Origin of the sequence: Sphingomonas sp. 2SG (genome assembly GCF_005503285.1) — a bacterium.
In the GTDB taxonomy this organism is placed as follows: domain Bacteria; phylum Pseudomonadota; class Alphaproteobacteria; order Sphingomonadales; family Sphingomonadaceae; genus Sphingomonas; species Sphingomonas taxi.
Genome location: NZ_SCMZ01000006.1, coordinates 42,219 through 67,577 on the forward strand (window position 1 = coordinate 42,219; position 25,359 = coordinate 67,577).

At 67.6% G+C, this 25,359-nt stretch carries 18 protein-coding genes and 1 tRNA gene; 10 read left to right on the forward strand and 9 right to left on the reverse strand.

Annotated elements, in window-relative coordinates; genetic code table 11:
* Positions 1-62: 62 nt before the first annotated feature.
* A complete protein-coding gene (locus tag FFS23_RS04365) occupies positions 63-3,317 on the forward strand; it encodes a PAS domain S-box protein (protein WP_171009349.1) in 3,255 nt (1,084 codons plus the stop codon).
* Here FFS23_RS04365 and FFS23_RS04370 read toward each other — a convergent pair.
* Positions 3,314-4,174: an aldo/keto reductase family oxidoreductase gene (locus tag FFS23_RS04370; RefSeq protein ID WP_137897603.1), complete on the reverse strand. Its 861-nt coding sequence runs from the start codon at positions 4,172-4,174 to the stop codon at positions 3,314-3,316. The two genes, FFS23_RS04365 and FFS23_RS04370, sit on opposite strands and share 4 nt — an antisense overlap.
* 90 nt (positions 4,175-4,264) lie before the next feature.
* Here FFS23_RS04370 and FFS23_RS04375 point away from each other — a divergent pair, with 90 nt between their 5' ends.
* The gene (locus FFS23_RS04375) at positions 4,265-5,158 is read left to right on the forward strand and encodes a LysR family transcriptional regulator (protein ID WP_137897604.1); all 894 of its coding nucleotides are present in this window, start codon (positions 4,265-4,267) and stop codon (positions 5,156-5,158) included.
* Between the two features lie 71 nt (positions 5,159-5,229).
* Here FFS23_RS04375 and FFS23_RS04380 read toward each other — a convergent pair whose 3' ends face one another.
* The 4 genes from FFS23_RS04380 to FFS23_RS04395 form a co-directional block, all read right to left on the reverse strand.
* Positions 5,230-5,739, reverse strand: a complete 510-nt coding sequence (locus FFS23_RS04380; RefSeq protein WP_137897605.1) for a RidA family protein — start codon at positions 5,737-5,739, stop codon at positions 5,230-5,232.
* 18 nt (positions 5,740-5,757) lie between these two features.
* Positions 5,758-8,337 (reverse strand): TonB-dependent receptor plug domain-containing protein, encoded by a 2,580-nt coding sequence (locus FFS23_RS04385; RefSeq protein ID WP_249340516.1) that lies wholly within the window; start codon positions 8,335-8,337, stop codon positions 5,758-5,760.
* Positions 8,338-8,703: 366 nt separating this feature from the next.
* Entirely contained in the window at positions 8,704-10,290 is a 1,587-nt protein-coding gene (locus FFS23_RS04390) for a flavin monoamine oxidase family protein (RefSeq protein WP_212742906.1), read from the reverse strand.
* 421 nt (positions 10,291-10,711) lie between these two features.
* The gene (locus tag FFS23_RS04395; protein WP_249340517.1) at positions 10,712-11,530 is read right to left on the reverse strand and encodes an alpha/beta hydrolase; all 819 of its coding nucleotides are present in this window, start codon (positions 11,528-11,530) and stop codon (positions 10,712-10,714) included.
* Between the two features lie 344 nt (positions 11,531-11,874).
* Between FFS23_RS04395 and FFS23_RS04400 the strand changes: the two genes are divergently transcribed.
* Entirely contained in the window at positions 11,875-12,969 is a 1,095-nt protein-coding gene (locus FFS23_RS04400) for an SGNH/GDSL hydrolase family protein (protein ID WP_249340518.1), read from the forward strand.
* A 268-nt stretch (positions 12,970-13,237) separates the two neighbouring features.
* Here FFS23_RS04400 and FFS23_RS04405 read toward each other — a convergent pair.
* Positions 13,238-13,312: transfer RNA gene (locus tag FFS23_RS04405), tRNA-Gly, on the reverse strand.
* A 153-nt stretch (positions 13,313-13,465) separates the two neighbouring features.
* Here FFS23_RS04405 and FFS23_RS04410 point away from each other — a divergent pair.
* Genes FFS23_RS04410 through FFS23_RS04420 form a run of 3 tightly spaced genes read left to right on the forward strand, consistent with a single transcriptional unit; the run spans position 13,466 to position 19,053 of the window.
* The gene (locus tag FFS23_RS04410) at positions 13,466-14,239 is read left to right on the forward strand and encodes a hypothetical protein (RefSeq protein ID WP_137897607.1); all 774 of its coding nucleotides are present in this window, start codon (positions 13,466-13,468) and stop codon (positions 14,237-14,239) included.
* Positions 14,148-15,701, forward strand: coding sequence for a Y-family DNA polymerase (locus FFS23_RS04415; protein WP_137897608.1), 1,554 nt, complete (start codon positions 14,148-14,150; stop codon positions 15,699-15,701). The genes FFS23_RS04410 and FFS23_RS04415 overlap by 92 nt, the downstream gene beginning before the upstream one ends.
* Before the next feature lie 22 nt (positions 15,702-15,723).
* Positions 15,724-19,053 carry an error-prone DNA polymerase gene (locus tag FFS23_RS04420; RefSeq protein ID WP_137897609.1) on the forward strand — a complete coding sequence of 1,110 codons (3,330 nt, stop codon included), beginning with the start codon at positions 15,724-15,726 and terminating at the stop codon, positions 19,051-19,053.
* A 108-nt stretch (positions 19,054-19,161) separates the two neighbouring features.
* Here FFS23_RS04420 and FFS23_RS04425 read toward each other — a convergent pair whose 3' ends face one another.
* Positions 19,162-20,067 carry a prephenate/arogenate dehydrogenase family protein gene (locus FFS23_RS04425; protein ID WP_137897610.1) on the reverse strand — a complete coding sequence of 302 codons (906 nt, stop codon included), beginning with the start codon at positions 20,065-20,067 and terminating at the stop codon, positions 19,162-19,164.
* Positions 20,067-21,161, reverse strand: a complete 1,095-nt coding sequence (hisC, locus tag FFS23_RS04430) for a histidinol-phosphate transaminase (protein WP_137897611.1) — start codon at positions 21,159-21,161, stop codon at positions 20,067-20,069. The genes FFS23_RS04425 and hisC overlap by 1 nt, the downstream gene beginning before the upstream one ends.
* Positions 21,162-21,222: 61 nt before the next feature.
* Here hisC and metX point away from each other — a divergent pair, with 61 nt between their 5' ends.
* The 4 genes from metX to FFS23_RS04450 all read left to right on the forward strand — a co-directional run bounded on the left by metX (position 21,223) and on the right by FFS23_RS04450 (position 23,839).
* Entirely contained in the window at positions 21,223-22,338 is a 1,116-nt protein-coding gene (gene metX, locus FFS23_RS04435) for a homoserine O-acetyltransferase MetX (protein ID WP_137897612.1), read from the forward strand.
* Positions 22,335-22,766 carry a GNAT family N-acetyltransferase gene (locus tag FFS23_RS04440; RefSeq protein WP_137897613.1) on the forward strand — a complete coding sequence of 144 codons (432 nt, stop codon included), beginning with the start codon at positions 22,335-22,337 and terminating at the stop codon, positions 22,764-22,766. Before metX ends, FFS23_RS04440 begins: the two co-directional genes overlap by 4 nt.
* The gene (gene metW / locus FFS23_RS04445) at positions 22,763-23,350 is read left to right on the forward strand and encodes a methionine biosynthesis protein MetW (protein ID WP_038664513.1); all 588 of its coding nucleotides are present in this window, start codon (positions 22,763-22,765) and stop codon (positions 23,348-23,350) included. The genes FFS23_RS04440 and metW overlap by 4 nt, the downstream gene beginning before the upstream one ends.
* 87 nt (positions 23,351-23,437) lie before the next feature.
* A complete protein-coding gene (locus tag FFS23_RS04450; protein ID WP_052075827.1) occupies positions 23,438-23,839 on the forward strand; it encodes a response regulator in 402 nt (133 codons plus the stop codon).
* Here the strand turns inward: FFS23_RS04450 and FFS23_RS04455 are convergent, their stop codons facing one another.
* Positions 23,840-25,312: a sensor histidine kinase gene (locus FFS23_RS04455; RefSeq protein ID WP_137897651.1), complete on the reverse strand. Its 1,473-nt coding sequence runs from the start codon at positions 25,310-25,312 to the stop codon at positions 23,840-23,842.
* Positions 25,313-25,359: the final 47 nt, after the last annotated feature.

Consider the following 25,359-nt stretch of genomic DNA (forward strand, 5'->3'; position numbering starts at 1 on the left):
GTACATGATCGAGGGCGGTCGTCGACCGCACACCCCCGCATATGGCTGGATCATCGACCGATATGGACGCCATCAACGAGCGGGAGACGCGGAGGCTGGCAGCGCTGGCGCGCTATGCGGTGATGGATACGCCGCGCGAGGCGTCGTTCGACGAGCTCGCCGCGCTGACCGCCCGGTTGTGCGATGCGCCGATCGCGGTGATCAACCTGATCGCCGCCGACCGCCAGTTCTTCAAGGCCGAGGTGGGTCTCGGCGTGCGCGCGACGCCGCTGGAAAGTTCGTTCTGCGCCAGGGCGCTGCTGGAGGACGATCTGCTCGTCGTGCCGGATCTCACCCGCGACGCCCGCTTCGACTGCAACCCGCTGGTGGTCGGCGAACCGCATATCCGTGCCTATGCCGGTGCGCTGCTCAAGACCGAGGACGGGCTGGCGATCGGCACCTTGTGCGTGCTCGACCATCGCGTCCGTCCGTTCACCGATCTCCAGCAGGAAACGCTGCGCATCCTTTCCCGGCAGGTGATGGCGCAGCTCGATCTCCGCCGTGCGGTCGAGGCGCGCGATCGCCGCTACGACCAGTTGCGCGCCAGCGAGGAGCGGCTGCGGCTGATCCTCGACAGCGCCCGCGATTATGCGATCGTCACCACCGACACCGATCGCCGCATCACCGGCTGGTCCGCCGGCGCGGAGGCGTCGTTCGAATGGACCGAGCAGCAGGCGATCGGCCGGCCGATCGACGATCTCTTCCTGCCCGAGGATCGCCACGCCGGTATCCCCGCGCGCGAATGCGCCACCGCCGCCGCCGAAGGCTGCGCGCCCGACGTGCGCTGGCATCTGCGCGCCGACGGCACGCGCGTGTTCATGACCGGTTCGACGCATCCGATCATCGAGCGCGACGGCGGCCACAGCGGCTTCCTCAAGATCGCGCGCGACGAGACGCGCGCCCGCACCCAGGCGGAGGAACTGGCGCGCACCCGCAGCGAGCTGGTCGACAGCGAGGCGCGCTTCCGCAACATGGCCGATCATGCGCCGGTGATGATGTGGGTCACCGATCACGACGGCCATTGCACCTATCTCAACCGCCGCTGGTACGATTTCACCGGCCAGACCCCCGCCGAGGCGCAGGGCGCCGGCTGGCTCGACGTCACCCACCCGGACGATCGGGCGGAGGCGGCGCGTATCTTCCGTGCGGCGCATGCGGCACGCGTGCCGTTCCGCCTCGACTATCGGCTGCGCCATGCCGACGGCAGTTATCATTGGGCGATCGACGCCGCCTCGCCGCGGTTCGGGCCGGATGGCGTCTTTCTCGGCTATATCGGCTCGGTGATCGACATCCATGATCGGCGCGAGGCGGAGCGGCGGCTCGCCGATAGCGAGGCGCGCTATCGCACGCTGTTCGAATCGATCGAATCGGGCTTCTGCGTCGTCGAGGTCGCACCGGGCACCGCCGACACCCCGACCGACTATCGCGTCGTCGAAGCCAATCCCGCTTTCTACCGCCAGACCGGTTTCACCGCGGCGATCCACGGCCGCTGGCTGCGCGAATCGATGCCCGATCTCGAGGAGCATTGGTATGAGATCTACGGCGGCGTCGCCGTCAGTGGTGAACCGATCCGGTTCGAACAGGGGTCGGCGGCGCTCGGCCGCTGGTTCGACATCGCGGCCTTTCGCGTCGGCGCCCCCGCCGATCGCCGCGTCGCCGTGCTGTTCAACGACATCTCCGCCCGTCGCGCCGCCGAGGAGGCGTTGCAGCGGCTCAACGAACGGCTGGGTGACGAGGTCACCGAACGTACCGCCGAGCGCGACCGGATGTGGGAGACGTCGCCCGACCTGATGCTGGTGATGGATGCCGGCGGGGTGATCCGCCGCGCCAATCCGGCGTGGACGCGGATGCTCGGCTATGCCGCCGACGAGCTGGTCGGCCACCACGTCAGCGATTTCATCGTCGCCGAGGATCATGACGAGACGATCGGCGCCTATCGCCGTGCCGCCGCGGGCGGCAAGGCGGATGTCGAGAACCGCTATCGCCACAGGGACGGCTCGATCCGCTGGATCGCCTGGGTGGCGGCGCCGGCAGGCGACATGACCTATGCCTCCGGCCGCAACGTCACCGCCGAAAAGGCACAGGCGGCGGCGTTGGCACAGGCTGAGGAGCAGTTGCGTCAGGCGCAGAAGATGGAGGCGGTCGGGCAGCTCACCGGCGGGATCGCGCATGATTTCAACAATCTGCTGACCGGGGTGATCGGCTCGCTCGACCTGTTGCAGCGGCGCCTCGCGCGCGGCGAGACCGACAAGGTCGAACGCTATGCCACCGCCGCGATCACCTCCGCCAATCGCGCCGCGGCGCTGACCCATCGGCTGCTCGCTTTCTCCCGCCGCCAGCCGCTCGACCCCAAGGCGGTCGACGCCAACCGGCTGGTCGCGGGCATGGAGGAACTGCTCCGGCGCACGATCGGCGAGAGCATCGCGCTCGAGATGGTCGGCGCGGTCGGGCTGTGGCGGACGCGCTGCGATCCGCACCAGCTCGAAAGCGCGATCCTCAACCTCGCGATCAACGCGCGCGACGCGATGCCCGACGGCGGCACGCTGACCATCGAGACGTGCAACGCGCAGCTCGATGCCGCCTATGTCGCGCAGCAGCGCGAGGTCGGCGCGGGCGACTATGTCTGCGTCTGCGTCACCGACACCGGCGCCGGCATGGCGCCCGAGACGATCGCGCGCGCCTTCGAACCCTTTTTCACCACCAAGCCGATCGGCCAGGGCACCGGCCTGGGGTTGTCGATGATCTACGGTTTCGCCCGCCAGTCGGAGGGCCATGTCCGCATCTATTCCGAGCTCGGCCGCGGCACCGCGATCAAAGTGTATCTGCCGCGCCACCATGGTGAGGCGGACGCCCCCGACGCGATCCTCGCTGTGCCGGATGACGCGCATCGCGGCGCGGGCGAAACGGTGCTGGTCGTCGAGGACGAGACGGCGGTGCGCGACCTCGTCGCCGAGGTGCTGCGCGACCTCGGCTATCGCGCGGTCGAGGCGGCGGACGGCCCTGCCGGGCTGAAGCTGCTCCAGTCCGGCATGCGCGTCGACCTGCTCGTCACCGACATCGGCCTGCCCGGCCTCAACGGCCGCCAGGTCGCCGATGCCGCGCGCCAGCAGCGCCCCGAGCTGAAGGTGCTGTTCATGACCGGCTATGCCGAGAATGCGACGATCGCCAACGGCTTCCTCGAACCCGGCATGCAGATGATCACCAAGCCCTTCGCGATCGACGCGCTCACCACCCGCATCCGCGGGATGATCGAGGGCATGCCGATCGCCGGCGATTAGGCGGGTCGGCCGATCGCATCGAGGGTGGCGATCGCCGCCTCGGGCAGGATGAGCGCCGCCGCCGCCAGATTCTCGTGCAGATGCGCGCGCGACGACGTGCCGGGGATCAGCAGGATGTTGGGCGAGCGCTGCAACAGCCAGGCGAGCGCGACCTGCATCGGTGTCGCCGACAGCTCGGTCGCCACTGCCGACAAGGCTGCGGACTGGAGCGGGCTGAAGCCGCCGAGCGGGAAGAACGGCACGTAAGCGATGCCCGCCGCCGCCAGCATATCGATCACCGCATCGTCGTCGCGGTGGGCGAGGTTATACTGGTTCTGCACGCAGACGATCTCGGCGATGCCGCGCGCCTCCGCAATCTGGGCCGGCGTGACGTTGCTGATCCCGATCTGCCGCACCAGCCCCTGCCGTTGGAGATCGGCGACGACGGCGAGCGGCGCGGCGAGCGAGCCTTCCGCCGGGCCATGCGCATCGAACATCAGCCGCAGGTTGACGACGTCGAGCGTCTCGCGTCCGAGGTTGCGCAGATTGTCCTCGACCGCCGCGACCAGTTCGTCGCGGGCGAAGGCCGGCAGCCACGATCCGTCCGCGCCGCGCCCCGCGCCGATCTTGGTGACGATCACCAGATCCTGCGGATAGGGCGACAGCGCCTCGCGGATGAGCTGGTTGGTGACGTGCGGGCCGTAGAAGTCGCTGGTATCGATATGGTCGACGCCCGCCGCCACCGCGGCGCGCAGCACCGCGAGCGCCTCGTCGCGATCGCGCGGCGGTCCGAAGACGCCGGGGCCGGCGAGCTGCATCGCGCCATAGCCGAGCCGCTTCACGTGGCGCTGGCCGAGGGGATAGGTCTGGTCGGTCATGTCCGTCTCCTTGTTCTGCCGCGAGTTAGGCGTTGCGGATCAAGGCGATAAGCCGGCATGATCCGGACGGGCTGTGCGGAAAACCGAACGATGATGGCAGATCTCGCCGACCTCAACGCGTTCCTCGCCGTCGCGCGCGCACGCGGGTTTCGCGATGCGGCGCGCGCGACGGGATCGAGCGCATCGACGCTGAGCGAGGCGGTGCGGCGGCTCGAGGCGCGGCTCGGCGTTCGCCTGTTCCACCGTACGACGCGCAGCGTCACGCCGACCGAGGCGGGATCGCGGCTGATCGAACGGCTGACGCCGGCGCTTGGCGAGGTCGCGGCGGCGCTCGACATGGTCCATCTGCTCCGCGACCGTCCGGCCGGTACGCTGCGGCTCAACGTGCCGGTCAGCGCGGCGCGGCTGGTGCTGCCCGCGATCCTGCCCGGCTTCCTCGCCGCCTATCCCGACATCCACGTCGAGATCGTCGCCGAGGACGGCTTCGTCGACATGGTCGCCTCGGGCTGCGACGCCGGCATCCGCTACGACGAGCGGCTCGAACAGGATATGATCGCGGTGCCGATCGGCCCGCGCATCCAGCGGTTCGCGACCGCCGCCGCCCCCGCCTATCTCGACGCCCGCGGTCGGCCGACGCATCCGCGCGACCTGCTCGGCCATGCCTGTCTGCGCGGCCGCTTCAGCAGCGGTGCGACGACCAGCCCATGGGAGTTCGAGCGCGACGGCGACATCGTCCGGATCGAGCCGCAGGGACCGCTGATCGCCAGCGTCGGCGGCGCGAGCGACCTCATCGTCGACATGGCGGCGGCGGGGAGCGGTGTCGTCCATCTGTTCGAGGACTGGCTGCGCCCGCTCCTCGACCGGGGCACGCTCGTCCCCGTGCTGGAGGAATGGTGGCAGCCCTTCTCCGGCCCCTTCCTTTATTATTCCGGCCGCCGCCTCGTCCCGCCGCCGCTGCGCGCATTCCTCGACTTCATCCGCTAGGCGAACGAACCCCCAAAAAGCGGGCCGAGGGATGGCGTCGTCGTGTCACGCGTCGGCATGTGCGGCAGTGTTCACTTCGCCGCCGTTGCTTCGATTTCGACGAGATAGGCCGGCCCTGCCAAGGCCGCGACCTGGATCGTCGAGCGCGCGACGGTGGTCGGGTTCTCCGCGGTCCCGAAATATTGTTTGAAGCCATCGTTCATGCCGGCGAAATCCATTTTGCCACCCAATTTGGGATCGCCGGCGACGAAGACGGTGAGCTTGACGATGTCGCGCATCGCAAAGCCATGTTCGGCCAGGATCGCCTTGATCTTGGCGAGTACGCTCAACGTTTGCGTCCTGGTGTCACCGAAGTCGGCGATGCTGAGTTGGGTGGGCGGCACCTTCTTCGTGGGGTCGAGCGGTGCGGCCAACTGGCCGCTGAGGTACAGCGTGGTCGCGCCGGGCTTCACCGTCACCGATTGCAGGATCAGCCCCGCCGGCGAGCTGGCGTGTTTGACGACGGTCTGCGCCGTCGCCGGTGTGGTCAGGAGGGCGGCCGCGGCGAGCGCGGCCCCCATGATGCGCGTCTTCAAAGCCATTCTCCCATGATCCTCGTGTCAGAACGATACGTTGAGGCGCGCGTAATAATAGCCGCCGTTGATGCCGTAGGGGCTGAAGGTCAGCGGCGCGTCGAGGACGTTGCCACCGTTCACCAGCGTCGCATTGGTGGTGCCGGGGACCAGCGGCACGGTCGGCGGCCGCTTGTTGAAGACGTTGTTGGCACCCAGCGCCAGGCCCAGATCGGGCGTGATGTCGTAGTTCAATTCGATATCGCCGATGAACGCGGTGCCGATCGTCTGTTCGTAATAGGTGCCGCCATCGGGGGTCAGTTTGGCCGAGCTCTTGCCATAGACCGTGCCGCGCAGCGTCGCCGAAAACTTGTCGATCGAGTAGAGGACCGAGGTGATCACCTTCACCTTGGGCGACGCGGTTTCGATGTTGCTCTGCGCGCCGGCGTCGAACAGCGGAATGGCCGTGCCGGTGGCAGGGTTGGTCAGCGCGGCGGGGGCGGCGATCAGCCGGGTGAGCTTCGTTTCGTTGTAATTGCCCGACACCGTCCAGTTCGCCTTGCCGTAATCCCCGAAATCAGTGGCATAGCTCACCACCAGATCGACGCCACGGGTGCGGGTGTTGGCGCCGTTGGTGAAGATGTTGATGCCGGTCTGGCTGACGGTCGGATCGAGCACGTTGCCGTTGGCGATGATCGCCTGGGTCACGATCGGGAAGTTGACCGCACCGCCGCTGCCGTAGATCGAGCCGGTACCCAGGATGCGGTCGCGGATCTTCACCTGATAGGCGTCGAGCGTGATGGTCAGCCGGTCGACGGGACGGATGACCGTGCCGAGCGAATAATTGGTCGATTTCTCCGGCTTGAGGTTCTGGAAGCCGATCAGCTTGGCCGCCGCCGAATTGGCGGGCAGTTGCACGAAGGCGGCGGTCGGCGAGACGTTGGTCGCCGAATAATAGGATTCGGCGAGCGTGGGTGCGCGGAACCCCGTCGAGAAGGTGCCGCGGAGCGCAAAAGCCGGCGAAAAGTCGTAGCGGCCGGTGCCCTTGTAGATGAACTTGCTGCCGAAATCGGAATAATGTTCGTAGCGGCCGGCGACGTCGAGCTTGAGGCCGTCGATCGGATTGGCTGCGATATCGACATAGGCCGCAGCGGATTCACGTCCGTTGACGCCGGCGTCCGACGGGCGGAAGCCCGGATAGGATTGACCGCCCTCCTTGTAGATCGACGCCGGATCGCCCGAGCCGATCTGGTAGACGTTCTTGCGATATTCCCCGCCGAAGGCGAGGTTGATCGGGGTGGCGAGGCCGGCGTCGATCTCGTGCGTGATATCGGCGTTGACGGTGAATTCGGTCGATTTGAAGAAGCCGTCGTAGAAGCTGGTCGGCGTGAAGCCGGTGTCGGCATAGAGCGAGGCATTGGCGGAATCGACGGTGTAGATCGCGTTCTTGTCCTGGCCGAAGGTCGTCGACAGATCATAATGGAAGCCGTCCACCATGCCGCGGATGCCGCCGGTGAACGCCATATCGTCCTCGCGGATCTTCTCGCGCGGGCTGAAGCCGTTGACCGGCGTGTCGCCCTCGGGGTCGAAATAGGTCGTCACCCCGGCAACGGTGCGCGACACGCGCGTCGGCACGCGCACGTTCTCATAGGCGCTGGCGATCCGCTTCGAATAGGTGCCGAAGCTGTAAATCTCGCCGCCGCCGAAATCATAGGCGGTGTTGTATTGCAGGTTGGTCAGCCGCGATTGGGCGTCGCCGTTGATGCGGTTGACATAGGGGAAGCGGTCCATCCCCGGGTAGAGCTGCTGCTGGATCGCGCTCAGCGACGGGCTGGAGGTGCTGGTGAGCAGGTTGCCGTTGCGGTCGGTGACGCGGCGATCGAGACCGCCGATCTGCGTGAAGTCGTGGAAGCGATGGAAGGCGGTGATGTTGAGGTAGCCGGAGTCGCCGATCTTGGTGGCGACGTGCAAGGTGCCGGCATAGGTCTCGCCGCCGACGTCGTAGTTCTTGCCGGCGGTGACATAACCGTCGCCCCCTTCCTTGTCGTCCTTGAGGATGATGTTGATGACGCCGGCGATCGCATCCGAGCCATATTGCGCGGCGGCACCGTCCTCCAGCACCTCGATCCGCTTGATCGATGACGGGCTGATCAGGTCGAGGTCGGCGGTCGCGGCGCCCTGATACGGGCCGCCGAGCACGGCGAGGTTCGACGTGCCGTGTCGGCGCTTGCCGTTGACCAGCACCAACGTGTGGTTGGGGCTGAGCCCGCGCAGCCGCGCCGACAGCGTGAGATTGGCGGTGTCGCCGCCGAACGCCTGCGCGGTGAACGACGGCACCAGCTGGGTGAGCACCTGGTTGAGGTTGGGCTGGCCGACATGGCTCAGCGCATCGGCATCGAGCACCTTGATCGGCGCGGCGCTTTCCGCGGCGGTGATGCCGCCGGCGCGCGTGCCGGTGACGATGATGTCGCTATTGTCCTGTTGCGGTTCGCCGTCGGCGAGCGGCGACGGCGTCGGTTCGACCGGCGTCGCGATCGGGGTCAGCGTTTGACCGTTCGCCGCCGTCGCGTGAGCGATGAAGAGCATCGCCGCGATCGCGGCACGTGACGTTCCGATATAGAAACTCATGGTCAGCCCCCAAATGTTTTCAGGTCAGCCTCGCCATCCTCATCCCGATAATCTTTGATCTAGGCACGCGTTACCCCGCTCCCGGAACCGTTGTTCCGGGATGTTTAGCGGTCGATTTGCTAACTCATTCAGTTTTTACATTTATCTGGTGTTTGCAACAGATTCGTCATGTTCGATTAATTCTGTAGTTAAACAGGACGAATGTGATGCATTTTCACAACAAAGCTTTGGTCGTGAGGTCAGGAAACGCCGCGGCCATGCCGCGGATCGGCATCTACCTGGCGGTCGCGCGGTAATCGTGTCCACCCTCGAAGGGCTCGCCCGCACAGTGGAGCGCCGCGAAAGCCGGCGCCGGGGCGACGACCGTCATGCCGCGCGCCGACCGGCTGGGGTGACGAGCGCCTCCGCGGTCACGCGGCGGGCAAGCGCAAGCACCTGCGCCCGCGCCGACTGGATGCCGCCCTCCTGCCAGCCCGGCGTCTGGCTGAGCGCAGCGCTGGCGAAATAGACCCGCCCCTCCGGTGCCTGCAGCAGGCGGAATGCAGCGGTGTCGATATGGCCTTCCTGTCGGCCGTTGGCGCTGCCCGCATTCCAGTCCGGCCACGGCCCGAGACTATAGGGAATCTTGTGCCAATTGACCGCGAGGCCGTTGACCAGATCGGCGCCATGCCCGGGATGGAGCTTGTCGATGACGCCGCGGGAGAAGGCGATCTGTTCGGCGATCGGCCGCTTCTGGAACTCCGCTGCGGTCGGCCCGGAGGAATAGCAACCGAGCAGCATGCCGCGTTCGCTGTGCAACCCGGCGGACGGATACCAGATCAGCGTCGTCGGCCCGCCGACGAACGAGATGCCGCCGTAGATCTGCTCGCGCTCCCAGAAGCGCGGACTTTCGAACGCGACCTTGTTCGAATAATCATATTGGACGTTGGCGATCGTCGTCTTGAGCTTGGTCGAGAAGTTGGTGTCGATCTTGGCGAGCACCGGGAAGGGGATGGTGCAGATCAGATAGTCCGCCACGACCGTTTCGACCGCGCCGCTCGCGGTGTCGCGATAGACCACCTCGACATCGCCGCTGCGCTGGCGGATGCGCGTGACCTCGGCGCCGCGCAACGCCGGACGCCGCAGCGCATTGTCCATCGCCGCATGGATCCGGTCCATGCCGCCGACCGGCTCGAACATCGTCGCCTGCATGTAGAGATTGTCTTCGAACAGCGTCATCGGCAGCCGCTGATTGGCCAGCAGCTGGTCGAGCGGCATCGCCGTCGACGGCGAGGCGAAGGTAACGCCCGCGCCCGGCGCCGAGCCGAAGCCGGAGCGTTCGGTACCCGCGAACGACCCATCCTCGCCGAGGTCGCCATAGGCCTTGATGAACGGCAGCAGCTTCTCGCGGTCGACCGCGGTCAGTTCGGTGTCGAGCGACCCCTTGCGGATCGCCTTCGCGAGCAGTTCGGCGATCCGTCCGCGCATATCGTTGATCGCGGTCCGCATGCGGATCTTGGATCCGTCGTCCGCCATGACATAGGCGGAGCGGCTGGAATTGACTTCGACTTCGAGCGGCACGCCGAACTTCTTGGCGTAGCCGAGCAGTCCCTGGTGAAAACTGGGGATACGCGCCGGTCCGGCGTTGAAATAGACGCCGGCCGAGAATTTGGCGGTTTGCGTCTCCTCGCCGTTCATCTCGATTTTGTCGCCGTCGCGCACCGTCCACGCCCGTCCGCCGACCCGTTTGCGTGCTTCGAGCAACGTGACGAGGAAACCGGCCTGTTCGAGTTCGTAGGCGGAGGTCAGGCCGGCGATGCCGGCGCCCAGCACCACGACGTGCCGCCCGCGTCCCAGCGTCGGTACGAGGTCGCTCATGTCCTGTGCCTGCGCGGTGCCGGCGAGCCCCAATGCCTGCATCGCGCCGAACGTCGCGCCCAATCCCCCGGCCATACCCAGCCGGGTCAGAATCATTCTGCGTGTTACCATGAAGAGCGTCCCCCTGGTCGCAGCATGCTGCGAACCCCGCCCCGTCGGCGGCAGACACCCCAGACATCCCGCTCCAATGCTCGCAACGCTTGTGCGCGTTCACGGCGATACGCGAAACAATCAGGCTATTAGCTACCGGTGCTGTGTACGATTCGGAGTAAACCAAAGATTTTCTTGCGCTGCAACAAGTTTGTCACTCGTGTGTCACGAAACCGTCGTCGGTGGGATCGTGCTCGCTCGGGGGAGGGCGGCTCGGCGCGGGCCGCGGCTCTTACGCGGAATGATGCGGGCCTTTCGGGCGGAATTTCGTGCACGCAGAGAGCGGTCGCCGATCCGTCCGGAAACGCCGAGGGAATACGTCATTGCCCTCCGGCACGGATCGCCGACAGGGATGCCTCACGAACGATCAGTGGCTTGCGCTCAACCACCCCTCGTCGCCCAGCCAGTCGGCGAGCCGATCGGGCCAATGCTGTATCGAGATACGATCGTTGTGCACGGCGACGTTGAAACCATGGTCCGTACTGGCGAACATGTGGAGTTCGGCGGAGACGCCGGCCTCGCGAAGCTGGGTGTAGAGCGCGAGCGCCGGCGGCGCGCAGCAGCGATCAAGGGTACCGGCAGCGATGAAGGCGGGTGGCGCACCTGCTGCGGATCGTGCCGGTATACCGAGCGGTCCGGGATAGATCAGGATCTGGAAATCGGGCCGGCCGCTCTGGCGGTCGACCGCATCGGCCGGTGCCGGCGCGCTTGGCTGAGGATTGTCGGCGAGCAGTGACACCAGTTCCCCGCCGGCGGAAAAGCCCATGATGCCGATCCTGTGCGGGTCGACACCATAATCTTTGGCGTGCGCGCGGACCCATCGGATCGCGCGCCTGGCATCCGCAACGGCATCGCCCTCGATCGTATAGGTGGAGCCGGCTTCGCGCGCGAGCCGGTATTTGAGGACGAAGGTCGTGATACCGTAGCGGTTCAGCGCCCGGGCTGGAACCATGCCCTCGTTCTGGAAGACGAGCATCCGATGACCACCACCGGGCACGACGATGATGGCGGCGCCGTTGACGCGCCGGGCATCGGGGCGGGAAACCGTCAGCGACGGGAGGTGGACGTTATGGACATAGGCGCCGGCTTCCAGTTGCTCGGGTTCGGCGGCACGTCGCTCCAAACCCGGCGCGGCCTTGGGCCATATCGGAATGGCGGCGGTGTCTGCATCCGTCGCGGCGCTCACCGGACACGCCAGCGCGAGGAATAGCACAAGGAGGTGGCGCGGGCATGGCACTGGGCAGGGTCCTCTTGGTGAACGTCCCACGAGCCTGAAAGACGGGAAGCCGCTCTGGACGGGCACATCGGGCCGACACTGATCCCGCCGACCCCAAGTAGCTATTGCGACCTTGGTCTCGACTGAAACGGTGACGGGATCACCGCATGTTCGACAGACGGTTTTCCGGTTCGGCAGCGCACGAACGATGTCTGGCGATCCTGCCTATCGCATGGGGGCGTTCTGGCGCAGGCCGGAAGCCGTGATAGGCAGCGGCGACACGTCGGGAGAGTAAAGTGAGGAAGCACAGGCTGGTGACCGGGATCGCGACGGCGCTGACGATGGCGATCGCGCCCATCGGCCTTGCTGCGGCGCGTCAGGTCGAGCGTGTCGAGGTGCTCCCGGCGCATCTGTCGATCTTGCCGGTACAGGTTCATGGACGCGTCGAGCGGAAGGGCGACGAATTCGTCCGGAAGTGGCCGGGCAGCTATTTCGAGACCGTCTTCGAAGGGGCGGCAGCATTCTTCAAGATCGGTCCGGGCGAAGTCCGGCTGCACGTCCTCGTCGACGGGCGGATGATCGATACGCTTGTGAGGCCGGCGCCGGGTTTGTATCGTATCGACGGACTTCCTCGCGGCCGGCACGAACTGCGTGTCGAGGTCGCTTCGGAAAGCCAGGCCGGGCCGACGGCATTGGGACCGTTCTACGCTGCCCAGCGCCCGGTGGCGACATCGCCGCGGCGCCGCGCCCGCCAGATCGAATTCATCGGCGACTCCCATACGGTCGGCTACGGGGTGACGTCAGCCACGCGCGAGTGCACGCAGGATGACGTCTGGAGAACCACCGACACGTCAAGCGGCTTCGGTGCGCTCCTGGCACGCCGCTACGGAGCGGATTACGAGATCAACGCGATCTCCGGGCGGGGCGTCGTCCGCAATTACAACGGCTTTGCGGCGGATACGCTGCCCGACGCCTATCCCTATACGATGTTCGATCGCCGATCGCGCGCGGCCGAGCCCCAATGGCACCCGCAAGTGATCGTCGTTGCGCTGGGTACCAACGACTTCACCACGCCGCTTCATACCGGCGAGACATGGGCCACGCGCGCGACGCTTCATGCGGATTACGAGGCGAAATATGTGAGATTTGTGCAGTCGCTTCGCGCGCGGAATCCGAAGGCGCTGATCGTGCTGTGGGCGACGGACCTCGCCGACGGCGAGATCGAGACGGAAGTAGCCAAGGTCGTCCATCTATTGCGCTCGTCCGGCGAGCAGCGGCTCGCCTACGTCCCTGTGAATGGCCTGTCCTTCACCGGTTGCAACTCGCACCCGTCGTTGGCGGATCAGAAGATCATCGCTGAACGGATCGCCGGGGCGATCGATACGCAGATAGGCGCGTGGGGCGGCTGACGCGGTGCGTAGCGCTGCGATGCCGGTCGCGACGATGATCGAAGCTTGAATCCCAGCTTCCGACGCAGTTCGCGAGATATCACGCGGTGTCCGTCCGTATGGACAGCAACGGGTTGTCGCATACGGCAGCTATCATGCCGGAAGGTGCCCGCAGCGCAGAATGGCCAGCACACGCCGTACAAGACTTTAGTAGAAGAGGAGATCGCACGCGACCGGATGGTCAGATCACCGCGCGACAGGTGACTGCACGACGATGCAGCGAAGAAACTGGAGCGGGCGAAGGGATTCGAACCCTCGACCCCAACCTTGGCAAGGTTGTGCTCTACCCCTGAGCTACGCCCGCTCTGGCGCCTTGAAACGGCTGCTCTTGCGAGCCACCGTTTGGGTGAGGCGCGCCACTAGCAGCGCTTTTCCGGGGCTGCAACAGCAATCGTACAAAATCAGCAACACGATTTCGGCTTGGCGACTCAGCCATTAGAACATTACAAGAACATATATGAGCGACTCGTCCGCCCTGATCGCCCGTTTGCGGCGCCTTGCCGCCGGTGACGGCGCTGCGCAAGGTACCGCGGCGCCGGTCGACGCCTGGCTGGCGCACGGGCTGACGGGTGCGCAACTGCATGAAATCTATGCGGTCGAGGAGGGCGATGGGCCGAGCGGCGCGGGCTTCGGTATCGCCGTCGCGCTGGCGGCGCGGGCCGTGCCGCTGCTGTGGCTGCGTACCGAGGCGTGCGAGCGGACGCAGGGGCGGCTGCATGCCAGCGGGCTGATCGAACTCGGCCTGTCCGCCGAGTCGCTGGTGCTGGGAATCGTCGCGGACGAGGCGGCGCTGCTGCGCGCTGCGGCGGATGCGGCGCGCTGTCCGGGGCTAGGGACGGTGCTGGTCGAAAGCGTCGGCCGCGCGCCGGGCTTCGATCTCACCGCGACGCGGCGGTTGATGCTCGCCGCCGAATCGTCGGGCGTCACCGTCCTGTCGCTGCGTATCGGTGCCGCGCCGACCGCAAGTGCGGCGGCGACGCGCTGGGGCGTGGCGGCGGTGCCGTCGATCGCGCTCGACCAGGGCACGGGCGCGGGCGCGCCGGGCTTCGCCGCCTTCGATGTGGAATGTCTGCGCCGGCGCGGCGGCCCCGCGGGGCAGCGCTGGCGCGTGGAGTGGGATCGTGATGCCAAGAGTTTCCGTGGAGCGTCGCTATCTGGCGCTGGTTTTTCCGTGGCTCCCGGTCGAGCGGCTGCGCGCCACCCGGCCGCACCTGTTCGCCGGACGGGGTGAGACGCCGGTCGCCTTCGTCGAGACCGTCGGCAATGCCGTGCGGCTGACCGCGACCGATCTCGCCGCGGCGCGGATCGGGCTGGAGCCGGGGCTGACCCTCGCGGATGCGCGGGCGCGGGTGCCCGAGCTCGAGGTGTTCCCCGCCGATCCGCATGCCGATATGGACTGGCTGGAACGGCTGGCGGATGGCTGCACGCGCTACAGCCCGACGGTGGCGCTGATGCCGCCCGACGCGCTGGTGATCGACATCGCCGGCTGCGCGCATGCCTTCGACGGCGAGCGTGCGCTGGCGGCGGATGCCGAGGCGCGGATGGCGCGGCGTGGCATCCTCGCCCGCCATGCCTTCGGCGACACGCCCGAGATCGCGCGGGCGCTTGCCCGTTATGCCGGCGCGCCGGCGCCCGACGAGACCCGCGCGGTCAAACGCCTGCCGGTGGCGGCGCTGGAGCTGGATGCGGATGCGACGGTGGCGCTGACCCGTGCCGGGCTCAAGACGGTCGGCGACGTGATGGCGCGGCCGCTGGCGGGGATCGCCGCACGCTTCGGCGAGGAGGCGGCGACCGCGGTGCGTCGGCTGGCGGGCGATCACAAGGCGCCGGTCAAGCCGCGGGTGCGCGTCGCACCGGTCGCGGTCGAACGCCGCTTCGCCGAGCCGATCGCGCGCACCGAATATGCTCTGGAGGTGCTCGAGGATCTCGCCGCGGACGCCGCCGCGACGCTGGCGGAGCGGCAGCAGGGCGGCCGGCGCTGGGAGGCGCGGCTGTTCCGTGCCGACGGCCATATCCAGTCGCTGCGCGTCGAGACCGGTCAGCCGACGCGCGACGTCGCCTTGCTGATGCGGCTGTTCGCCGAGCGGATCGACAGTCTCGCCGATCCGCTCGATCCGGGGTTCGGTTACGACCTGGTGCGGCTCGACGTCGCGCTCGCCGAGCGGCTCGACGCGGCGCAATTGCGGCTGGAGGGCGGTGCGAGCGCGCGCGAGACCGGCGCCGGGGCGGGGCAGGTCGCACAGCTCGTCGACCAGCTCTCGACCCGGCTCGGCCGCGGCCGGGTGCGGCGCTTCGGATCGCGCGACAGTCATATCCCCGAACAGGCCGAGCTGATGCTGCCCGCCACCGCCGACGCGCCGGCGAGCGCGTGGCCGGCGACCGAGGACGGCGAACCGCCGCTGCGTCCAATCTATCTGTTCGACCCGCCGCAGTTGATCGAGAGCGTGATGGCCGAGGTGCCGGACGGTCCGCCGCATCGCTTCCGCTGGCGGCGGCGGGTGCATGAGGTGGCGCGGTCGGAAGGGCCGGAGCGGATCGCCGGCGAATGGTGGCGCCGCCACGACGCCGCGATTCCGACGCGCGATTACTATCGCGTCGAGGATCGCCGCGGCCGCCGCTTCTGGATCTTCCGCCACGGCCTGCACGACGAACAGGCGCATCCGCGCTGGTATCTGCACGGGTTGTTCGCGTGAGCGTGGCGGACGGCGATCGCCGATGACCACATTCGCCGAACTCGTCGCGGCGACCAATTTCTCGTTCCTCGAGGGCGCGAGCCATGGCGAGGACATGATCGCGCAGGCGGTGGCGCTGGGCAATGCCGGCATCGGCATCGCCGACCGCAACACCGTCGCCGGGGTGGTGCGGGCGCACAAGGCGCTGCGGCTGATCCGTGCACGGGCGATCGAGGGCGGCTTCGCCGATATCGACTTCAAGCTGGTGGTCGGCGCGCGGCTGGTGTTCGCCGACGGTACGCCCGATATCGTCGCCTATCCGACGACGCGGCACGGCTGGGGGCGGCTGACGCGCCTGCTGACGACGGGCAATTTGCGTGCGGTGAAGGGCGATTGCATCCTCGGCTTCGGCGACCTGCTGCGGCATCTCGACGACCTGCTGCTGATCGTGCTTCCCGCATCGAGCGCCCGTCCGCACGAGGCGCGCGACGGGGCGATGCTGCCACCGCCACGCAGCGATGCGGGGCTCGGCGAGACGATCCGACGCCTCGCCGGCGCCGCGCCGGATCGGGTCTGGTTGGGCGTGACGATGCCGCGCGCCGGGCGCGACCGTCGCCGGTTGGCGCAGCATGCCCGGCTCGCGCAGGCGATGGGCGTGCCGCTGCTCGCCACCGGCGACGCGCTGTACGCCGAACCGGCCGATCGACCGCTGCACGACGTGCTCACCTGCATCCGCCTCGGCACGACGATCCGCGCGGCCGGGCGCCGGCTCGCCGCCAACGGCGAACGCCATCTGAAATCGGGCGAGGAAATGGCGCGGCTGTTCGCCGATCTGCCGCAGGCGGTCGCGGAGAGCGGGCGCATCCTCGACCGCATCGCCTTCACGCTGACCGATCTCGCCTATGAATATCCGCACGAGCCGGTGCCGGCGGGCTGGGCGCCACAGGCGTGGCTGGAGCACATCACGTATGCCGCGGCCCGCAAGCGCTTTCCCAAGGGGATACCGGCGCGTCTGCAAAAGCTGCTCGACGAGGAACTGCCGCTGATCGCCGAGCGCCAATATGCTTTCTACTTCCTCACGGTGCACGACATCGTCCGCTTCGCGCGCGAGGAATGCGATCCGCCGATCCTGTGCCAGGGGCGCGGATCGGCGGCGAACTCCGCGGTCTGCTGGCTGCTCGGCGTCACCTCGGTCGATCCGATGCGCTACGACCTGCTCTTCTCGCGCTTCGTCTCCGCGGAGCGCGACGAGCCGCCCGACATCGATATCGACTTCGAGCACGAGCGGCGCGAGGAGGTTATGCAATATATCTATCGCCGCTATGGCCGGCACCGCGCGGCGATCGCCGCGACCGTCATCCATTACCGCCCGCGCAGCGCGGTGCGCGAGGCGGGCAAGGTGCTGGGCCTGAGCGAGGACGTGACGCAGCGGCTGACCAGCACCGTCTGGGGCAGCTTCGCCGACCGGTTCGAATCCAAGCACCTCAACGAGACCGGATTTACCGTCGACAATCCAGAGATCGCGCGGCTGCGCGACACGGTCGACCGGCTGATCAAATTCCCCCGCCATCTCTCGCAGCACGTCGGTGGCTACGTGCTGACGCAGGGGCGATTGGACGAGACGGTGCCGATCCATCACGGCGCGATGGCGGACCGGACCTTCATCGAATGGGACAAGGACGATATCGACGAACTGAAGATCATGAAGGTCGACATCCTCGCGCTCGGCATGCTGACCTGCATCCGCAAGGCGTTCGACCTGATGCGCGACAACGGGCTGGAGAGCCACGATCTCGACAGCATTCCGCCGGACGATCCGCCGGTCTACGACATGCTGTGCAAGGGCGACAGCATCGGCGTGTTCCAGGTCGAGAGCCGCGCGCAGATCAACATGCTGCCGCGGCTGAAGCCCCGCAAGCTCTACGATCTGGTGGTGCAGGTGGCGATCGTCCGGCCGGGGCCGATCGAGGGCGATATGGTCCATCCCTATCTGCGTCGCCGGGCGGGCAAGGAGATCCCCGAATTTCCCGCGCCGCATCCGCCGCACGATCCCGACGAGCTGCGCAATCTGCTCCGCGAGACCTATGGCGTGCCGCTATTCCAGGAACAGGCGATGAAACTCGCGATCGTCGCGGCCGAATTCACGCCGGGCGAGGCGAACCAGCTTCGCCGCGCGATGGCGACGTTCCGCAACGTCGGCGGCATGGAGGATTTCCAGACCAAATTGGTCGAGGGGATGGTCCGCCGTGGCTACGAACGCGACTTCGCGATGCGCTGCTACAAGCAGATCGAGGGCTTCGGCAGCTACGGCTTTCCCGAGAGCCATGCGCTGTCGTTCGCGCGGCTGGTCTATGTCTCGTCGTGGATCAAATGTTTGCACCCGGCGGTGTTCGGCTGTGCGATCCTCAATTCGCAGCCGATGGGTTTCTATGCGCCGGCGCAATTGGTGCAGGATGCGCGCGCGCATGACGTCGTCGTGCGGCCGATCGACGTCAACGCGAGCGGCTGGGACAATACGCTCGAACCGCTCGACGATGGCGGGCTCGCGATCCGGCTCGGCTTTCGCCAGATCGACGGCTTTCGCGAGACGTGGGCGACGGATCTGGTCGCGGCGCGCGCGGCGGGGGCGTTCGCCGATGTCGAGGCGGTGGCGGCGCGTGCCGGACTGCCCAAGCGCGGCCTCGACCTGCTCGCCGATGCCGATGCCTTCGGTTCGATCGCGCTCGGCCGGCGCGATGCCTTGTGGGAGGTGCGGCGCACCCCGCCCAAGCAGCTCGCATTGTTCGCCGCGGCCGACGCGCCCGAACTCGGCCGCGAGGTCGATGCGCAACTCCCCGCGATGCCGGCCAGCGAGGAGGTCGCGGCGGATTACCAGACGACGCGGCTGTCGCTGAAGGATCATCCGATGCGCTTCCTGCGGCCGCTGTTCGCCGCCGAGGGGATCGTCTCCAGCGCGCAGGCGGGGCGGCTCAGGGACGGGCGGCGGGCGCGGATCGCCGGCGTCGTGCTGGTCCGCCAGCGGCCGGGCAAGGGCAATGCGATCTTCGTGACGATCGAGGACGAGACCGGCGTCACCAACGCGCTGATGTGGGCGCGCGATTTCGAGGCGAACCGGCGCGCGGTGATGGCGGCGCGGCTGCTCGTGCTGGAAGGCGTGATCCAGCGCAGCGAGGAAGGCGTGATCCACCTGATGACGGTCAAGGCCTATGATCGCAGCGTGGAGCTGCGGCGGCTGTCGTCGGATTACAACGCCGAGACGCCGCTGCTGCCGGTCGACGAGGTGATCCGTCCCAAGCCCATCAGCAGCCGCGACCCGCGTGGCCAGCATCCGCGCGACGTGCGCATCATGCCCCCGTCACGCGATTTCCATTGAGGGGGCGGGGCCATCGGTCCCCTCGTTCGCCCTGAGCCTGTCGAAGGGCAGTGGGTCTCACCTGCCCTTCGACAGGCTCAGGGCGAACGGTAGGGAAACGGGACGATCTTAATGACTCCGCCCGAAATCCGGCTTGGCGTCGTCCTGGCCCTGTTCGATGATCGAGCGGCGGATCGCGCGAGTACGCGTGAACAGGTCGAACAACTGGTCGCCGTCGCCCCAGCGGATCGCGCGCTGGAGCATCGTCACGTCCTCGGTCAGCCGCTGGAGGATCTCCAGCACCGCCTCGCGATTGTTGAGGAAGACGTCGCGCCACATCACCGGATCGGAGGCGGCGATGCGGGTGAAGTCGCGGAAGCCGCCCGCCGAGAATTTGATCACCTCGCTCTGCGTCACCTCCTCGAGGTCGCTGGCGGTGCCGACGATCGAATAGGCGATGAGATGCGGCACATGGCTGGTCACCGCGAGCACGAGATCGTGGTGGTGCGGCGTCATGATCTCGACCTGCGCGCCGAGTGCCTCCCAGAAGGCGCGCAGCCGGGCGACGGGAGCCTCGGCCGTGCCCTCTTCGGGGGTCAGGATGCACCAGCGACCGCGGAAGAGCGTGGCGAAGCCCGCTTCGGGGCCGCTATGCTCGGTGCCGGCGACGGGATGGCCGGGGACGATGGTCGCCTCGGGAAGTACTGCGCGCAATGCCGCGAGCACGCTCGCCTTCGAGCCGCCGACGTCGCTGACGATCGCCTCGGCGGGCAGATCGTCGGCGAACTCCGCCGCCACCGCGCCCATCGCGCCGACCGGCACGCACAGCATGACGAGATCGGCGTCGATCACCGCCGCGCCCGCGCTGTCGGCGATATCGTCGGCGAGCTCGATCCGCGTCGCGATCGCACGCACCTCGGGATCGGCGTCGTAACCGGTGATCCGCACCGTCGGCATCGCCTGCCGCACCGCGCGCGCGACCGACGAGCCGATCAGCCCGAGCCCGACGATCGTGACGCGCGCGAACGGCAGCATCAGCCGGCGCGCCCGGTCTCGGCGCGCAGCACCGCGACGACGTCGCGCATCTCCGCCTCGGTGCCGATCGTGATCCGCAACGCCTGCGGCAGGCCCTGGCCGGGCAGCCAGCGCGTCGCATAGCCCGCCGTCATCAGCGCCTTGTACGCATCCTCGGCGGTCAGCAGCCCCTCGAACAGCACCAGCACGAAATTGGCCTTGCTCGGCACCGCGCGCAGGCCCGGCAACGCATCGACCTGTTCGCTGAACCAGCCGCGCCATTCGCGATTGTGGCTGCGGCTGCGCTCGACGAAGCCGGCATCGCCCAGCGCCGCGATCGCCGCCGCCTGCGCGCCGATGCTGAACGCGAAGGGCGCGCGGATGCGGTGCATCGCGTTGATGATCTCGGGCGAGGCATAGCCCCAGCCGACCCGCTCCGAGGCGAGACCGAAGATCTTCGAGAAGGTGCGCGTCACCAGCACGTTGGACGCGGTCCGCGCCAGCTCCAGCCCGCCGTCGTCGTCCTCGGGGTCGAGATATTCGGTATAGGCCTGATCGAGCACCAGCAGCACCGATTCCGGCAGGCCGGCGTGCAGCCGCGCGATCTCGTCCTTCGTGCTGTAGGTGCCGGTCGGGTTGTTGGGATTGGCGACGAACACGATCTTGGTCTTCTCGGTCACCGCGGCAAGGATCGCGTCGACGTCGGTCGCATAGTCGCGGTCGGGCACCACGACCGGGGTCGCGCCGACCCGCCGCGTCGCGATCTCGTAGACCGCGAAGCCGTAGCGGACGTGGATGATCTCGTCGCCCGGCCCGGCGAAGGTGCCGGCGGCGAGGTGGAGCACCTCGTCCGAGCCGGTGCCGTAGATCAGCCGCTCCGCCTCGACGCCGTAATGCGCGGCGAGCGCCGCGCGCAGGTCGATCGCGGCGGCGTCCGGATAGCGTTCGAGATGGTCGGCGGCGTCGCGATAGGCGGCGCGGGCCGGCTCGGGCGTGCCGAACGGATTCTCGTTCGACGACAGTTTGACGACCTTGCGGCCATCCTCGCTGGTGGCGCGGCCGGGGACATAGGGCGCGATGCCCAGGATCCAGGATTTGGGGGCGGGTGCGGTCATGCGCATGGCCTTAGCGGGCGCGTGCTTGCGTTGACAAGAAGAGCGCCGTAGCGACCCGGTGATGACCGGGGACGACCGTTTCGGATGCAACCGCCATGTCACGCTGCCGGGGCCGCTGCGCCTCGACGGCGGCGTGCTGCTGTCGCCGGTCGAGTTCGCCTATGAAACCTATGGCAACCTCGCGGCCGACGGCGGCAATGCGATCCTCGTCTGCCATGCGCTGACCGGCGACCAGCATGTTGCCTCGACACATCCGCGTACCGGCAAGCCGGGCTGGTGGACCCGGATGATCGGGCCGGGCAAGCCGATCGATCCGGCGCGCGATTTCGTCATCTGCGCCAATGTCCTCGGCAGTTGCATGGGCTCGTCCGGCCCGGCGAGCGTCAATCCGGCGACCGGGCGGCCGTGGGGCATGGCCTTCCCCGTCATCACGATCCGCGACATGGTCCGTGCGCAGGCGATGCTGCTCGATCATCTCGGCGTCGGCCGGCTGAAGGCGATCGTCGGCGGCTCGATGGGCGGCATGCAGGCGCTGAGCTGGACCGCGACCTTCCCGGAGCGGATCGACGCGGCGGTGATCATCGCCTCGACTGCGCGCCACACCGCGCAGAACATCGCCTTCCACGAGGTCGGGCGGCAGGCGATCATGGCCGATCCCAATTGGCAAAGCGGCGACTATTACGGCGGCGAACCGCCCGCGGCGGGACTCGCGGTGGCGCGGATGGCGGCGCACATCACCTATCTGTCCGAGGCGGGGCTGACCGAGAAGTTCGGCCGCCGGCTGCAGGCGCGCGAGGCAAAGAGCTTCGGCTTCGACGCCGATTTTCAGGTGGAGAGCTATCTGCGCCACCAAGGCCTGAGCTTCGTCGACCGGTTCGACGCCAACAGCTATCTCTACATCACCCGCGCAATGGACTATTTCGATCTCGCCGAGGAACATGGCGGGCTGCTCGCCAACGCCTTCCGCGCCAGCCGCGCGCGCTTCTGCCTCGTCAGTTTCGACACCGACTGGCTCTATCCGACCAGCGAATCGCGTAGCATCGTGCAAGCGCTCAACGCCGCCGGCGCGCCGGTCAGCTTCGTCGAACTGTCGAGCCCCTATGGCCACGACGCCTTCCTGCTCGACGCGCCCGAGATGAACCGCGTGGTCGACGGCTTCCTGCGGGGCGGACGATGATCGCACTCGATGACGACAAGGCGCGGCTGAACGTGGCGCGCATCCATGGCTGGCTGGCGTCGAGCTATTGGTCGCCGGGCATCGCGCGCGATCTGGTCGAGCGGGCGATCGCGGGCTCGCATTGCCTCGGCGCCTATCGCGACGGCGAGCAGGTCGGCTTCGCGCGTGCGATCACCGATCACGCCACTTTCGCTTGGATCGCCGACGTCTGGGTCGACGAAGCGGTACGCGGCCAGGGGTTGGGGCGGCGGATGGTCGGCTGGTTCGTCGATCATCCCGCCTTTGCCGGCATCCGCCGCATAGGTCTCGTCACCGCGGACGCACATGGCGTCTATGCAAAGCTCGGTTTCCATGCGCTGCCGCGGCCCGATCGCTATATGGAACGGCTGTCCCCCGAGGCGGCGGCAATGCTGCGGGCCATGCCGTGACGCTCCGGCCCGACCTCGCGGTGATCGCCGATCATGTCGCGCCCGGCAGCCGCGTGCTCGACATCGGTTGCGGCGACGGCGCGCTGATGGCGGCGTTGCGCGACGATCGCGGCTGCGACGCGCGCGGACTGGAGATCGACGCGGGCAACGTCGCCGCAGCGGTGGCGCGCGGCCTGTCGGTGATCCAGGGCGATGCCGATGTCGATCTCGCCGGCTATCCCGACCAGAGCTTCGATTATGCGATCCTCAGCCAGACGTTGCAGACCGCGCGTGCGCCCGACGTGGTGCTCGACCATCTGCTGCGCATCGGCCGGCGGGCGTTCGTCAGTTTCCCCAATTTCGCGCAATGGCGGGTGCGGCTTTCGCTGCTCTGGGGCGGGCGGATGCCGGTGACGCACCAATTGCCCGAACAATGGTATGACACGCCCAATATCCATCACGTTACGATCGACGATTTCCGGGCGTTCCTGAAGGCGCGACAGGTCGTCGTCGAGGGCGCCTGGTTTCTGTCCGGCGACCGGCAGCGCAGCTCGGCGGCGGCCAACCTGCTCGCCCAGCACGCCGTTTTCCTGCTGCGGCGCTGAGCGAATAATGTTCGATTCCGACATGAATGTGGTAAAGAGCGGAACTATTTGCCCAAACGCTGGTTCGCCATCGTCAAGCCGGGACATATGATGACCAAGACCGCTCTGATTGTCGAAGACGAGATTTTCGTGGCCCTCGATCTGGAGCGGATCCTGATGGACGCCGGCTATACCGTCGCGGCGATCGCCGCGGACAGCGCCAGCGCGATCGAGGCGGCGCCCGGTTGCGGCTTCGCCTTCGTCGACGTCAACCTGCGCGATGGTCCGACCGGCCCCGGCATCGCCGAGCGGATGGCGCGCGATTACGGGGTCAAGGTCGTGTTCGTCACCGCCAATCCCGCGCAGATCGACCGCGGCATGGACTGCGCGCTCGGCTACATCCGCAAGCCGTTCAGCGAGGCCGCCATCCTCGCCGCTGCCGCTTTCGCCACCGACGGCGAAAAGCCGGCCAACGACGATATCGTCATGCTCGGCTCGAATATCGCCTGATCAGCCCCGCCGGAAGGCGGCCAGCGGCACGGTGATCGTCATCGCCAATCCCTCCGGACGCCAGTCGCGCGTCACCGTGCCGCCGAGCTGACGCACCGCCGACAATTCGATCAACTGGCTGCCGAAGCCTTGCGGTCCGTCGGGCGCGATTACCGGCGGTCCACCACGTTCGGTCCAGTATAGCGTCGCCTGATTGTCGCCACGCACGACGGTGACGGCGATCGTGCCGGAGTCGGTCGACAGCGCGCCATATTTGGTCGCGTTGGTGGCAAGCTCGTGGAACAGCAACGCCAGCGGCGTCGCCGACCGGTCGTCGATCGCGATCTCGTCGCCGGTCACCGTGATCGGCGGGTGGTCGCCGCGCTGATAGGGTTCGAACAATTCGCCGAGCAGGCCGTGCAGACTGTCCTGCTGTACCGCCGGGCGCGATTGCGGGCTGTGCGGCCGGACGAAATCGTGCGCACGGCCGAGCGCGGTGATCCGCTGCCGCAGGTCGGCGGCGATCGGTGCGAAGCCCGGCTGGCTGCGCGCGGCGAACGAGATCAGCCCCGAGATGACCGAGAAGATATTCTTGATCCGGTGCGACAGTTCCTGACTGATCACCTCACGCTCGTGCAGCGCCAGTTTCTGTTCGTGGATGTCCGTACAGGTGCCGAACCAGCGCGTGATCCGGCCGTCGGCGTCGCGGATCGGCAGCGCGCGACCGAGCACCCAGCGATAGGTGCCGTCGAAATGGCGCAGGCGATATTCGATCTGATAGGGCTCGCCGGTCGCCAGCGAATGGCTCCACACCTCCCAGGCGCGCGCCTGATCCTCGGGGTGGAACACGTCGTTCCAGCCCTCGCCGTCGGTCGATCCCAGCGGCGTGCCGGTGAATTCATACCAGCGCGCGTTGTAATAATCGTGATAGCCGTCGGGGAGCGTCGACCAGACCATCTGCGGCATCGTATCGGCGAGCGTGCGGAACCGGTCCTCGCTGTCGGTCAACTGCCGGCGGGTCGCCCGGTCGGTCGCGCGCCACGCCGCCGCGTCACGGCTGTCGCGCAGCCGCGCCATGACATTGTCGGCGAGCGTCGCCAGACCCTGCATCTGCAGCTTGGTCAGCCCCTGACGGGGAACGGTGTCGATGACGCACAACGAGCCGAGCGCGATGCCGTCGTCGGACACCAGCGGTGCACCGGCGTAGAAGCGCAGGTGCAGATCGCCGGTGACCAGCGCATTGTCGATGAAGCGCGGGTCCTGCGTCGCGTCGGGGATCACCATGATCCGGTCCTCCAGCATCGCATGCTGGCAGAACGACATTTCGCGAGGCGTTTCCGACACGTCGAGGCCGGTTCGCGACAGGAAGGTCTGCTGCGTCTCCTCGACCAGGCTGACCAGTGCGATCGGCGTGCCGCACAAGGCGGCGGCGAAGTCGGTGATCTTCTTCAGCGATGCGCTGTCGCGCAGCGATTCGAGATCATAGGCCTGCATCGCCGCCGTGCGCGTCGCCTCGTCGACGCGCCAGCCGGGGGCGACGG

Bases quoted from the DNA above. Each gene is read 5' to 3' on its own strand.
- FFS23_RS04365 (WP_171009349.1), top strand. From the start codon at position 63: ATGGACGCCATCAACGAGCGGGAGACGCGGAGGCTGGCAGCGCTGGCG.
- FFS23_RS04370 (WP_137897603.1), bottom strand. From the start codon at position 4,174: ATGACCGACCAGACCTATCCCCTCGGCCAGCGCCACGTGAAGCGGCTC.
- FFS23_RS04375 (WP_137897604.1), top strand. From the start codon at position 4,265: ATGATGGCAGATCTCGCCGACCTCAACGCGTTCCTCGCCGTCGCGCGC.
- FFS23_RS04380 (WP_137897605.1), bottom strand. From the start codon at position 5,739: ATGGCTTTGAAGACGCGCATCATGGGGGCCGCGCTCGCCGCGGCCGCC.
- FFS23_RS04385 (WP_249340516.1), bottom strand. From the start codon at position 8,337: ATGAGTTTCTATATCGGAACGTCACGTGCCGCGATCGCGGCGATGCTC.
- FFS23_RS04390 (WP_212742906.1), bottom strand. From the start codon at position 10,290: ATGATTCTGACCCGGCTGGGTATGGCCGGGGGATTGGGCGCGACGTTC.
- FFS23_RS04410 (WP_137897607.1), top strand. From the start codon at position 13,466: ATGAGCGACTCGTCCGCCCTGATCGCCCGTTTGCGGCGCCTTGCCGCC.
- FFS23_RS04420 (WP_137897609.1), top strand. From the start codon at position 15,724: ATGACCACATTCGCCGAACTCGTCGCGGCGACCAATTTCTCGTTCCTC.
- FFS23_RS04425 (WP_137897610.1), bottom strand. From the start codon at position 20,067: ATGCTGCCGTTCGCGCGCGTCACGATCGTCGGGCTCGGGCTGATCGGC.
- hisC (WP_137897611.1), bottom strand. From the start codon at position 21,161: ATGACCGCACCCGCCCCCAAATCCTGGATCCTGGGCATCGCGCCCTAT.
- metX (WP_137897612.1), top strand. From the start codon at position 21,223: ATGACCGGGGACGACCGTTTCGGATGCAACCGCCATGTCACGCTGCCG.
- FFS23_RS04440 (WP_137897613.1), top strand. From the start codon at position 22,335: ATGATCGCACTCGATGACGACAAGGCGCGGCTGAACGTGGCGCGCATC.
- FFS23_RS04450 (WP_052075827.1), top strand. From the start codon at position 23,438: ATGATGACCAAGACCGCTCTGATTGTCGAAGACGAGATTTTCGTGGCC.
- FFS23_RS04455 (WP_137897651.1), bottom strand. From the start codon at position 25,312: ATGCAGGCCTATGATCTCGAATCGCTGCGCGACAGCGCATCGCTGAAG.